The following is a 12,482-nucleotide window of genomic DNA, read 5'->3' as shown; positions in this document are numbered from 1 at the left end:
TAGGGGGCCGTGTCGTGTCAGCGGGCGGTCGGGGCGAAGGGATCCATGGGCTCGGGCTCGTCCGGGGGCGGGTGGGTGTCCGCGCGGACCCGGAACCAGCGGGTCCCGCCGACGTCGATCTCGACCGTGACCAGGCCGTCGGGGGTCGGCCGCAGGATCCGTGGTGGCGCGGTCGGCGGGTGGTCAGGGGGGCCGGAGGTGTCAGGGGGGTCATGGGCGATCTCGACCAGCTCGGTTCCGGCGGTCGCCTCGGGCAGGGCGACCCGGGCGGTGACCGGTACGCCGGCCGTACTCGTCAGACACAGGACGGTCTGCCCCGCGTGGTCCCTGCGGACGGCGGTCACTCCCGCGACTCCGGTGGGCACCCGCGCGACCCCTCCGTGGCGCAACGCGAGCTGTCCGGCGCGGGCCGCGAGCAGCGGCCGTGGCGTCGAGGCCGACCGGCTGTCCGGAGCCAGCACCGAGGCGGGGACCTCATGACACCCCGGGAGCGCCAGCAACAGGCCCACCTGCGGGCGCGAGAGTCCGTCCGGCAGGACCCAGCCGCGGTACGGCGGGAGCGGCGCGGCGGGGGTCGCGGACCCGGGGTGCGGCTCGGATTCCGGAGACGGTTCCGGGACGTTCGCGGGCTCCGGCGGCGGGCCCAGGGAGAGGTGCCCCGTGCCGAAGGGGGAGTCGGAGGGCGTCAGGTGCGTGGCCGTCGTGACGATCGCCGTCCGGGGATAGGCGTCCAGCAGGTGGCGCAGGCGGGTGAGCAGGGGCGCGGGCCACCGGTGCGTGTCGCTGAGCCGGAGGCCGTCGACCGGTTCCTCCAGCAGGTCGTAGGCCCGCCTGAGCAGTTCGCCGTACGGGGCGTCCTCGCCCGGGGGTGCCAGTTCCGCCAGCACCCGCAGCCCCAGCTCGCGGGCCCGCGTCAGCAGCGCGGCGAACTCCGCCGAGTCCGGCGGCAGGGCGGCCGGCAGGCAGACGTGTCCGATGCCCCAGCGCCGGATCCCGGTCGGCAGCACGGCGTTCCGCGCCGGCAGCACCACCCCGACACTGTCCCGGAGCCAGTCCGGTTCCGTCTCGTCCGGTGGGGAGGGCACGGGCCCCGGGGTGAGCAGCCGGCTCCGGCCGTCCTCCGCGCGGATCTCCACCTCGCCGCCGTACCCCGACACCAGCAGCAGCCCGCCCGCCGCGGCATGGACCTCGCGTACCCGGAACGGCATGGGCACCGCGCCGGGCGTCCCGCCCCCCGGCCAGGGCAGCCGCCGCAGCCGGTCACCCCCGTCCGCGGCCACCACAAGACCGGCCTCGGGAAGCAGCGCGAGAGAGGACGCCGGCGCCGGCAGCACGCCCAGCACCTCGACGGCACCGGCCGCGCTGCCGGAGCCAGAGCCAGAGCCAGAGCCAGAGCCGGAGGCGGAGGGGCCGGAGGGGGAGGCGGGATCAGAAGCAGAGACGGAGCCGGCGTCCGTTGGGGAGACCGCCCCGACCGCACCACCCCCCACCCCGTACACCCGCCCGTCCGCCGCCCCCCACACCACCGCTCCCGACCAGGGATCGCCGCACAGAGCGGTGACCCCCGCCCCCGGGCGCCACCGGCCGACCTCGCTGTCCGGATCCGAGGCCAGGCGGTGGACCGTCACGCCCCCGCTCGCGTCCGCCGCGGCCACCAGGCCCGCCCGGACCGAGCACCACAGCCGTACCACCGGGGCCGGATGCGGCAGTGCGCGCAGGATCCGGTCGGGATCGCCGTCGTCGACGAGCAGGACCTCGTCGCCCGCGGCCAGGCACAGCACGCCGCGTTCCGCCGTACGGGACCAGCCCACGGCCGTCGGCTGTACCGACAGCGGGTGCAGGACGGCGTCGGCTGTTCCGTCCACGGCCGTCGTCACCACGTGCAGCCCCTTGCCGCTCACCACCGCCGTGGCCGCGGGCCCGGCATCGGCGACCGCGAGCAGCCGCGGCTGGTCGGGCAGTTCGACCGGGAGCACGGACTCGCCGTCGTCGATCCGCAGCACGTTCCGGCCGTCCGCGGTCGTCGCGACCGCCGCCCGGTGGCCCGCCCGCGCGCACAGCAGGGTGCCGCCCAGCTCCGCCTGCGCGGCCAGCAGCGTGCCGTCCGTGCGCGCCTCGGCGGCCACGCTCACGTTCAGGGCGGTGTGCTCGCCTTCGTGCAGGTCCAGTTCGTGCCACCGCGCGCCGGGCAGCGCGCCGCGCAGCCGTAGCCGGACCCGGCCCGCCCCGCTCGCCCCGCAGACCAGCGCGCCCGGCTCCGGGGGCCGACTGAGGACCAGGCCGTCCGCCACGGCCCGCACTCCGATGTCCACCTCGGTGTGGACCATCGCCCGCACCGTCCGGATCTCGTCGGCGTCGGCCCGGGTGACCAGGGCGCGCGGCGGTTCCATGCCCAGCCGCTCCGCCGCCATCACCTGCAGCCGCCAGGCCGGCAGCGACTCCCGTACGGCTTCCGGCAGCCGGGGAAGGAACCGCAGGACCCAGCGGCCGGCCTCGGCCCCCGTGACCCCCTCGGCGAGCACCTGCCGGAAGAGCGGGGTCAGGATCCGCTCGATACCGGCCTCGGAGAGCGGCGGACCGACGGTCGCCGACCACAGCAGTTCCTCGAATCCGCGGACCAGGGGCGGCGCGCAGCGATGGGCGGCCCGGGTGAAGTCTCGGACCGAGCCGAGCAGGTGCGGATCGTGGTCGTACAGCTGTCGCCGCAGTTCCGCGCTCACCTCCGGGTTCAGCACCAGGGCGCGGCTGTCGGCAGCCTCCACCAGAGGTGAGAAGGACAGCCTGGCCTCCAGGCCGGTGCCGCTGTTGGGGGCGAACCGTAGCCGGGCGCCGCGCAGGAAGTACGGTTCGGCCTGGGCGGCCAGGCACAGCGACCGGGCCAGCCGCAGCACGTCGGGTTGGTGCCGGTGCTGTTCGGCGATCAGCCGGTACGCGGCACCGCGTTCGGGTGCCGCCGTCATCGCCGCTGTCCGGCCCGCCGCGGATCCCGGCGGGCGGCGGTCTGCGCGAGCCGTACGGACACCCGGCGGTCCAGCGGGACCAGCGTGACGGTCTGCCGTACGGCCGGCGGGTACTCCTCGGCGGGATACGGGGTGAGACAGACGACGGGGCTGCCCGCCTCGCGCAGCCGGCGCAGATACGGCAGCCAGCTCGCCGGCGAGGAGTGGTGGCGGCCGGGCAGCGGAGGCTGGAGGTGCCCGAGGTCGGACAGCAGGAGCACGGGCTGTCCGTGCGGCGGCACCGGGTGGGGCTCCCAGGTGCGCCCCCGGTCGCGGCTGGCCCCCTGCGCGATGCGCAGGTCCAGGACGCGCAGCCCGCCCGGCGGCAGGATGCGGGCGGCGAGCCGGACGATCCACTCCTGGTCGTGCCGGAAGGGCCGCATCGACTCGCCGCGGTCGAGCAGCAGCAGTGCTCCGGCCCGGGTGGTGGACCGCTGCCGGTAGGGCACCCGCGGCCGGGCGGCCCGGCCACCGGCGAGACCGCGCACGACCAGTTCCACCAGCCGGCGGTGGTCGACCGCGCGTCCGGTCGCGTACGTACTGGCCACCGCGAGGAAGACGGCCCGCTCGGTCCGCGGGTTCCACGGCGGGGCGGGCCTGGGCAGAGCGGTCGGCCACGGCACGTCGAACGCCTCGGCCCGGCCGAGGAGTTCCCCGGGGCCGTCGTCCCGGGAGCCGGCCGGAGCGACATCGCGCCACAGCGGAGGTTCCGCCTCCCGGCCCGCCGCCGGACGCGCGGCACGGACGAGGAGCAGGGAACCGCCGGTGGCCGTCCGGTGGACCGGGGCGGGGGCCTGCTCGCCCGGGCCGGTGGGGGCGGAGGCGGGGTCCTGGTGATGCTGCGCCGGGTCTTGGGGGTACGGCACCGAGCCCTGGTGGTACGGCGCTGAGTCGGCGCCTTCCGGACCGGGCCGCCGTGCGCTGTGGGGCGGTACGGCTGCGGCGTCGGCCCGGCCGGAGGATCCGGTGCCGGCCGGCGAGCGGTTCGCGCGGGCCGTCGTAGCCCCGTCTCGGGCGGGCCGCGCGGTGCCCGCGGCACGGCGGCCGGAACCAGGCGGCGCGTGCGTGGGTGCGGACGGGGCGGGGCCGCCGGAGGGGAGCGTGAGTCCCAGGGCCGCGGCCACCATGGTCAGGTCGGCCGGGTCGGACACCTGCAGCGCGCGGGCCGTCCGCAGCACGTCGCCGAGCCGGGCCGGGCTCCCCGGGTTCACGGGGAGGCGGCGGGGTCGGGGGAGCCCTTCACCATGGCGAGGTCGGCGACCGCCCGCCATTCCGGCGAGTCGGCCGTCAGGTTCATCTGGCGGCAGGCGCGCAGGGTGTCCAGGAACTCGGCGGTGCTCGCCGCGGGGCGGGTGGCCACCGACGACTCGTTCTCGAACATGTCGGCCAACTCCAGGGTGAGTGCCTCGTCGTAGTCGTCCCCCATGTGCAAGCGGGCGACCTCCAGGAGGTGTTCGCGGCCCGGTGGCCGCAGGCGCAGCAGGATGCAGCGGCGCAGGAAGGCGGTGGACAGCTCCCGCTCCTCGTTGCTCGTGATCACCACCAGGGGTGCGCCCGCGTCCTCGGCCGCCGTCACCGTCCGGCGGTCCGGGCCCACGAAACGGAGGTTGTTGAGCGGATCGAGCAGGGCGTCCGGGACATCGGGGTCGGCCTTGTCGATCTCGTCGATGAGCACCACCGCGGGCCGGTCGCGCAGGGCCGACGGGCCCTCCTCGTCCATGGCCGGATCGAGCGCCTTCCACAGGGGGCCCGGCCGGAAGTAGGCCCGCGAACCGGGGTCCTGGAGCGTGCCCTGCGTGGCGTCGTTGAGCTGGCGGAACGCCTCCTCGCGCCAGAGCAGGTCGTGCGGTTCGGTGCGGGCGGTGACCACCTCCGCGTAGTAGCGGAAGCGCATCAGCCGGGCCACGTTCGGCGCGAGCGCGGACTTCCCGGAGCCCGGCGGGCCGAGCACGAGCAGCGGACGGCCGGACGCCAGCGCGACGTTGACGGCCAGGACGGTCCGGTCGTCGAAGAGGTAGACCTGCTCGTCGAGGCGGGCCGTGCCGCCACCCGTGGCCGTGGCGCCACCCGTGGCCGTGCCGCCACCCGTTGCCGTGGCGCCGCTCGTGGGCGTGCGGCCCGTGGGTGCGCTGCCCGACCGCCCGGGCCGGTTCGTCTCCTCGGTCGGGTCGAAAAGCTTGATCAAGCCACTGTCCCCCCTCGTCGGCCCACGGCGTCGGCGACCGCATCCCGTTGCACTCTTCCCCATGGCGTCTACGGTCACTACTCCGTCGGCGAATCTGTCCGACGGCGCGGTTCTCCCGGGAGAACGGGCGCACCTGGCAGGCCGTCAGCCGTGCAGCCGGCGCCGTATCCGGATCTCCGGGAACACCGCGCCGAGCTGGGCCGGCACGGCGGCCGGGCGGGGTCGCGGGCCGCCGGTCACCAGGTCCACGCGGCTCAGCCAGCGCGTGCGGCGCAGGTCGTCCGGTACGGGCAGATTCGGCCACGGGTCGATGTCGAGGAACATGACCGCCGAGGACTCCAGCGCCGTCAGATCCCGCAGGTTCGGGCAGCGCAGCACCCGGACCGACCTCAGCGAGCGGCATCCGGCCAACTCGGGCAGGGCGACGAGCGAGGGGTCGTCCGAGAGGACCAGCGAGCGCAGCCCGGGCAGTAGCGGCAGCGCCTCGGCCAGCCCGTCCACCGTTCCGGAGCAGCGCAGTTCGGGTACGGCGGTACCGGCCCGGAGCAGGGCCCGCAGCTCGTCGGAGGACCGTACGTCCGTGCGCCGTACGGCGGGACGCGGCGGCGGGCTGCCGGCCGACAGCCGGCGCGGCGGGCCTCCCGGCGCCGCCAGGACGCTGCGGACGGTGTCGGTGCCGGTCTCGACGGCCCGCAACTGGCGCAGCAGCTCGCCGAGTTCGGCGGACGGGTGAGCGCGGAGCAGCTCGTCGGTGTCCGTGCCGGGCGTGTGCGCCAGGTGGTGTGCCGCCAGGAAAGTCCTGACCTCGGGGTTCGGGAAGGCCACGGTGTCGGGTCCGGGTCGGAACACCACGCCCGCGCGGTCCGCGAGCGCGGCCAGGAGCCGCTCGGACGAGGCGGAGTGGGAGAGGCCGGGCTCCCTCAGGGCGCTCAGTGCGGTCCGCAGCGGGATGCGGGAGCAGTCCAGTGCGAGGGTGGCGACGGCCAGCCGACCGGAGGCCGCCCGCAGCACGCTGTCGGGTACCTGGTTCGCGGCGAGGCCGGGCACGGGAGGGGCGGTTGTCTCCTCGCGCGGTCTGCGCCACGCCACGGAGACGGCGGCGCGCAACAGCCGGTGCCGGGAGATCCGTTCCGGCCGGCCGGCGGAGCCGACCGCCCGCAGCAGCGCCGCGGCGGCGGCCGGGCGGTCGGCGACACCGACGAGCAGGGGATCGGTGTCGAACCTCCGCAGCAGCACGTCGAGGGAGTGCCGATCCCCGGGGGACGCCGCCGCGCGGGCGTTCAGGAGAGTCCGGGTGTCATCCGGGGCCAGGGGCCTGAGGCCCACGACCCGGAAGTCGTCCCCGAGTCGGGACCACGGCACGCCGGTGCCGTTCGTGGCGATGACGCAGGGCGCCCGGGGGTGGGTCTCCAGCAGACGCAGCAGCCACTCCCATACGGCGGCCCGGTTGCCCTCGGGTACCGCGTCCAGGTCGTCGACGGCCAGGAAGGCCCGCCCGGACCGCAGTTGGCGGGCGGCCCAGCCGGCCGGCTCCTGCGCGGCCGCGAGCGGAGCGAGCGTCGGCACCATCCCGTCCAGCCGGGGCAACGCCCCCGACCGTGCCGACAGCACGAACGGTATCCGGCACCCCCAGGGCGCCCGCCCCACCCCGGCCGACCCCGGCACCGCACGGGAGCGCCCGGTCGCGGCATCGCCGTCCCACGGCCGGGGTGCGCTGGGCTGCCCGGGTGCGAGGTCCGCCCTCGGGTGTCCCGGCGTCCTGTCGTCGGGCGGCCCCGCCGCGTCGGGCTGCCCGGGTATGCCGTCGTGCGATGTGCGGTCCGCCCTCGGGTGTCCCGGCGTCCCACCGTCGAGCCACTGCCCGGCCGCCGGTTGCCCGGGTGTCGTGTCGTCCGGGGCGCGCCCGGTCCCCGGTTGTCCGGGTGTCGTGTCGTCCGGGGCGCGCCCGGCCGCCGGTTGTCCGGGTGTCGTGTCGTCCCAGGCGCGCTCGGCCGCCGGTTGCCCGGGTGTCGCGTTGTCCGAGCCGCGCCCGGCCGCCGGTTGTCCGGGTGTCGTGTCGTCCGAGCCGCGCCCGGCCCCCGGTTGCCCGGGTGTCGCGTTGTCCGAGGGGCGCCCGGCCCCCGGTTGCCCGGGTGTCGCGTCGTCTGGGGCGCGCACGGGCCCCGGGCGCCCAGGCGTCCCGTCGTGGCGCACGGCCCCCGTGAGCCCCGGCGTCCCGTCGTCCAGTGCCCGGCCGACCAGGCGTGCGAGTTCGGTGGTGTGGCCGGCTCCAGGAGGGCCGACGAGGAGGAGCCGTCGGCCCAGCTCCGGCAGCAGTTCGGCGGCCAGTGCCACGGCCGGGGCCTGGTCCGGGGGCGGGTCGTCCCTGTCCGGCGCCGTACCGGGGGCGCTCCCGGAGCCGCGGAGGACGCTCACGGTGCGGGCGACCGGCAGGGCGGGCAGGACCGGGGTCACCTCCTTGCGGAACCGCTCGGTGAAGGCCGCGTCGTCGGCCGACAGCGCGTCGGGGGCCTCCGCGGCCAACCGGTCGTCCAGCTCGGGTGCCGCCGCGCCGGCCGTGGCCATCGCGGTCATGCGGGCCACGATCGCATCGAGCACCCGGTCCCACGCCGCGCGGTGCCGCGCGGCCTGCATGGTCAGCAGCGCCAGCCCCAGCGCGCGGTACTCGGCCGGCCCGCCCGCCGAGAGGACGTCGGCCGTCGCGACCGGCTCCGGCAGCCGCCGGTCGACCGGCTCCCAGACCAGGGGCAGGGCGAGCTGTGGGGCCACACCGGTCCGGGCCTGCCCCAGACTCCGGCGCAGCGCCAGGACCGCCCAGTCCCGCTGGGCCGGACCCTCGTTGAAGTACGCCGGACTGCACAGGGCCAGCACGATGTCCGCCGTCCCGACGCCGTACGACCCCTCGTCCCGTCCGCCGGTCGGGGCGGCCGGTGGCACGAGGCGACGGAACCGCGGCCCGTCCGCCGCGTCCAGACGCCGTCTCATCTCGTCCAGGAATCTCGCGACCCAGGCCTCGTCCCTGCCGTGCGCATAGCTGACGGCATAGCGGTACACCGGCACCATCTCATCCCCCGGTATGTGGCTTGCGTACCTGGTTTCCAGTTTCGCACGGGCCCACGCGACCGGACGTGGCACAATCCAGGCCATCAACTCGTAACTATTCAGGCTTTATTGGCGAATTGTCAGGTACAATGCCCAACGTGTCCGACGGGGCGCCGCCCCTGGGAAAGAAGCAGGCGAATCTGCTCACTGCCATCATGCGGGGGGTGCCTGTCCTGGGACCTGGCAAGGAACCCCGGCTCCTGACCGACACCGACGTCCGCGGCCTGCTGGACACCCTTCCGCCGTGCACCGACGCACAGCAGACCGGTGAGGTCAACCGGCTGCGCCCCCGCCTGCTGAACGCGGTCATCGGTGCCGAGGCCAGACGCTCGGGCTACATCCAGGGCCTGCCCCGCCACGGCGCCGCCCCCCTGCTGCGGGCCGTCGGCGAGGCCGTCCGTGCCCCGCTGGTGCTGCGGGTCGTGTACGGCGCCAGCACCACGACCCCGCTCCGGGCGCTCAGCTATGTCCTCCCGGCCGTACGCATGGCGTCCCGGCTGACCGAGGCGGGGCGCCGCGCCCCGCACCTCCAGATCGTGCTGGCCGGTTCCCTCGGCTGCCGGGTCAACGGTCTGTCCGGGCCCGCCGTGGCCGAGGAGACGGACCTGCTGGCCCGCTGTCTCGGCCGGCTCCTGTCGTCCCTGGTGCCGGGCGGTTTCGGGGTCTACGACACCCTTCCGTCGCCCGGTGTCGTCACCGCGCTGGACGATCTGGTGCGGACGCTGACCCCTGCCCGCCGCGCCCACGTCCTGGAGCGGCTCGGCGGCAAGGGCGGCGCCACCGCCCACGAGCAGACCCTGCGGTACGCGGCCGCCCATGTCCTGGTGCACGACCGCGCCACGGTCCCGCTCGGTCTCCGGCAGGGCGGCCCGGCCCCCGAGAACGCCACGGTGATCGACATCGGCAGTCTCCAGGAGCGCCACTTCCACGACGTACGACGTCTGTTCGCGTCCGGGACCGCGGGGGACGCCGGTCCCGGGGCGCTGGTGCTGTCCCGGCACTCGGTACCGCCGTACACCATGGCTCGGGGCGGGGACATCGGACTGCGTGAGTTCCGGGACGGCAGGAGCACCGAGGGCAGGACCCTGGCCTCCGCCGCCCGCCACGACCTGCGGCTGCTGTGGACCGCGCTGCCGCCGGAGGAACTGCGCCGGATCACCGATGTGCCGCACGAGCGGCCGCGCAGGGTCACCGGCGTCTCGGGTGCCGAGCCGTACAGAGCCGCCGGCGTCTTCGAGGGAGCGCTGCGTTGACCGTCCGTGCCGCCCCTCCCGTCGGCCCGTCCGGCTCCCTCGGTCCCGAGGAACTGGCCTTCCAGCTACGGGCGTTGGGCATCCGGCCCGGCGACACCGTGCTGGTGCACGCGTCCCTGAGGGCTGTCGGGTGGGTGCGCGGTGGTGCCGGGGCGGTCGTCGACGCGCTCCTGGACGCGCTCGGTGCGGACGGCACGCTCGTGGTCTACACCCAGACCCCCGACAACTCCGACCCGTCCCGCTGGCCGGTCATACGGGGGTGCGCCGTGCCGCCGTCGCAGTGGCCGCGGCTGCGGGCCACCCTGCCCGCGTTCGATCCGGTGCGGACCCCGAGCTACGGGGTCGGCGTCCTGCCGGAGGAGGTCCGCACCCGGCCCGGCGCACTGCGCAGCAGCCATCCGCAGAGTTCGTTCGCCGCCCTGGGGCCGGGCGCCGCGCGGATCACCGCCGGACACGACCTGAACTGCCATCTCGGCGAGGAATCCCCCCTCGCCCGGCTGGAGGAAGCCGGCGCCCGCGTTCTGCTGCTGGGCGTCGGCTACTCCGTCTGTACGGCCTTCCACCTGGCCGAGTACCGCGTGCCGGGCCGGCGAAGCCGGGAGTACGGCTGTGCGGTTGCCGACGGTTCGCGAAGGCGCTGGCACCGTTACCGCGACGTGGACTTCGACGCGTCGGACTTCCCGGCGCTGGGCGACGCCTACGAGTCACTGCCCGAACGTCCGGTGTCCCGGGGCCCGGTGGGCGCGGCCGACTGCCGCCTGTTCGACCTGGCTGCGGCGGTGGCGTACGCCTCGAAGTGGTTGGTCGAACACCGGTCGAGGTGGAGTCCGGGCGAGTAGCGGGCGGTGTGAGGCAGGGTCGCACCGGACGAGTAGCGGGCGGTATGAGGCAGGGGCGCGACGCTCACGGCGACGTCTGCGGTGGTCGGAGGGGAGTCGGCGGGGCTGCGCGGAACCCGCTGCGCGGATCCCAGCGCTCGTCAAGGGCGATGCCCCGTCATCCGTGCCGCCGACGCGATCGTCGCCCGTGCTTCGCGTTCCGTGAGTCCCGCGTTGAGGGCCGCGTCGACCAGGGGCGCGACCAGCGCGGGGCCGATGCCGTTCTCGTAGGCGCGGCAGGCGGCCCAGAAGAGGCGGGTGTTGCGCTGGCCCTCGTGGGCGGCGAGGACGAACTGGACCAGACCCTGGCCCTGGTCGCCGGCCGAGGGATGGGTCGCGGGGTGGGTGGGGCGCGGTGGTGGCAGGAGCAGGCGGAGCAGGGCCGGTGGGCAGGCCGCGGGGGCGAGGTGGGCGGTGCCGGGGGCGGTGGTGTAGACGCCGTGGTCGGTGCGGGAGCCGGGGCCGACGAGGTAGCCGCCGGCGCCCCGGATGTCGATGCCGGGGGCGAGGCGGCCGGCCGAGTTGGGGACGGCGGCGTCGGGCGGGCCGGTCAGCCACAGGTGGCGGCCGCCGCTCGGGGTCAGGACGACGACCGTGTCGGGGATCGTGAAGAGGTGGCGCAGCGCCAGTTCGCGCAGGGCCGCCGAGGAGTCCGTGCCCGACTTGGTGTCCAGGTCCAGGCCGATCAGATGGTGGGGCGGGAGACCGCACGCGATGCCGTAGCCGGTCGCCCAGGGGGCCGCCGCGAAGAGTTCGCGGATGCGGACGGGGTCGGTCGAGGCGTCGTAGACCCCGTGGCCGCACGCGCCGCACTCGCCGTGGCAGGGCGCGGTCGGGGAGCCGTCGTCGCGGTGGGGGGAGCGCAGGGCCGGGAGCTTGGTGCGGGACAGGGGGATGACGGCCAGCCCGCGTTCGGCGGCTGACAGGGCGTGTGCGAGGGCCAGCGTCGTGGCCTGCCGGTCTGTGGTGGCCATGACTCCATGTTCGTACGTACGTTCGAAAAAGGGAAGGGGTGGCGGGTGCGACGCGCCGGGGTCGGGAGATTGGCTGGAAACGTGCCGGAACGCTTCCCCTGTTGTCCCACTTGGCGACTGAGCGTCCTTATCGTCATGATCTGCCTACTGAAGTCGCGAAAGGGGTTTATCGACTTGTCCTCACGCTTCAGGGGGAATAACCGCTTCCGCTCTGGTTCGCCGGGGATTCGGTGGGCAACTCTGATCTCGCGACGTCGTGCACAGCACCGGGGTGGTCGGCCAACTTCCCCGGGAAAAGCCTCACTTGACGTACTACCGGCAACAGGCCGGGTTCTGGAGGAAACACCATGGCAAGCATCCGTACCGCCCGCGTCATCGCCGCCGTCTCCGCCCTCCCGCTCGCCGCCGCACTCTTCACCGGCGTCGCGGCGGCGGACAACGGCGGCTTCGCGGACAACGGATCGAACGCGGGTGTCGCGAGCATCGTGGGCAGCGGTGTCGGGCGCGACAACAACGGCAACTCGTCCACCACGCAGCAGAACGCCGTCGGCTCCGGCGCCTCGGCCCAGAGCAACACGGCCCAGGTCAAGGGCTCCGCGTTCACGACCGTCAACCAGGGGAACAACAACACAACCGTCAACTTCACCCCGCTGTGGTGGTGATGGGCGAGGGCTGACCGGCCCTCGACGGGGTGCTTCACGGGGTGGGCTTGATGGTGGGCTTCATGGGGTGGGACACGTCCGCGCGGCGGTGCTTCGGCGCCGCCGCGCAGGCGTGTTCGCGTGCGCGGCGACGGCCTTGACACCGCACTGGATCTGACGGACAGTCAGGAGATCTTGCGGACAAGGAGGTTGCCGTCATGGGCGACGATCCGGACACCCCGCCGCCCCGGCCGGAGGCCTACGACCCGGACGACTCGGCGGGCCGGCCGAACCCTGATGGTGCGAACGACTCGGCGGCCCCGCCGGGTCCCCACCCGGATGCCCCGGGGGCACAGCCGCAGTCCGGCGACACGGACGGCCCGGCACCCGGGTCGGAGACCCGCGATCCGGATGCCACGGCAGCCTGGCCGCAGGCCGCTGACGGGGACC

8 protein-coding genes are annotated in these 12,482 nt (G+C 75.3%); 3 read left to right on the top strand and 5 right to left on the bottom strand.

Going from position 1 to position 12,482, the window contains the following annotated elements; translation table 11 throughout:
- Positions 1 to 17: 17 nt before the first annotated feature.
- From ACIBJB_RS16760 to ACIBJB_RS16745, 4 genes are all read right to left on the bottom strand, one after another.
- Entirely contained in the window at positions 18 to 2,960 is a 2,943-nt protein-coding gene (locus ACIBJB_RS16760) for a hypothetical protein (protein WP_398931103.1), read from the bottom strand.
- Entirely contained in the window at positions 2,957 to 4,210 is a 1,254-nt protein-coding gene (locus tag ACIBJB_RS16755) for a hypothetical protein (protein WP_398931101.1), read from the bottom strand. The genes ACIBJB_RS16760 and ACIBJB_RS16755 overlap by 4 nt, the downstream gene beginning before the upstream one ends.
- Positions 4,207 to 5,184 (bottom strand): AAA family ATPase, encoded by a 978-nt coding sequence (locus ACIBJB_RS16750; protein WP_398931099.1) that lies wholly within the window; start codon positions 5,182 to 5,184, stop codon positions 4,207 to 4,209. Before ACIBJB_RS16750 ends, ACIBJB_RS16755 begins: the two co-directional genes overlap by 4 nt.
- A gap of 144 nt (positions 5,185 to 5,328) precedes the next feature.
- Positions 5,329 to 8,247 carry a large ATP-binding protein gene (locus ACIBJB_RS16745; protein ID WP_398931097.1) on the bottom strand — a complete coding sequence of 973 codons (2,919 nt, stop codon included), beginning with the start codon at positions 8,245 to 8,247 and terminating at the stop codon, positions 5,329 to 5,331.
- A gap of 128 nt (positions 8,248 to 8,375) precedes the next feature.
- On the opposite strand from ACIBJB_RS16745, the gene ACIBJB_RS16740 reads away from it, so the two are divergent.
- The gene (locus ACIBJB_RS16740; RefSeq protein WP_398931095.1) at positions 8,376 to 9,539 is read left to right on the top strand and encodes a hypothetical protein; all 1,164 of its coding nucleotides are present in this window, start codon (positions 8,376 to 8,378) and stop codon (positions 9,537 to 9,539) included.
- On the top strand, positions 9,536 to 10,378 hold the full coding sequence (locus tag ACIBJB_RS16735; RefSeq protein WP_398931093.1) for an aminoglycoside N(3)-acetyltransferase: 843 nt from the start codon (positions 9,536 to 9,538) through the stop codon (positions 10,376 to 10,378). Before ACIBJB_RS16740 ends, ACIBJB_RS16735 begins: the two co-directional genes overlap by 4 nt.
- Before the next feature lie 140 nt (positions 10,379 to 10,518).
- Here ACIBJB_RS16735 and ACIBJB_RS16730 read toward each other — a convergent pair whose 3' ends face one another.
- Complete coding sequence (locus tag ACIBJB_RS16730) at positions 10,519 to 11,391, bottom strand: bifunctional DNA primase/polymerase (protein WP_398931091.1); 873 nt, start codon at positions 11,389 to 11,391, stop codon at positions 10,519 to 10,521.
- Positions 11,392 to 11,738: 347 nt separating this feature from the next.
- Between ACIBJB_RS16730 and ACIBJB_RS16725 the strand changes: the two genes are divergently transcribed.
- The gene (locus ACIBJB_RS16725; RefSeq protein WP_398931089.1) at positions 11,739 to 12,053 is read left to right on the top strand and encodes a hypothetical protein; all 315 of its coding nucleotides are present in this window, start codon (positions 11,739 to 11,741) and stop codon (positions 12,051 to 12,053) included.
- Positions 12,054 to 12,482: the final 429 nt, after the last annotated feature.

Origin of the sequence: Streptomyces sp. NPDC050759 (assembly GCF_044456945.1) — a bacterium.
Lineage (GTDB): Bacteria > Actinomycetota > Actinomycetes > Streptomycetales > Streptomycetaceae > Streptomyces.
The sequence above is the reverse complement of the archived record's forward strand: the minus strand, read 5'-3'. Positions and strand labels throughout refer to the sequence as shown.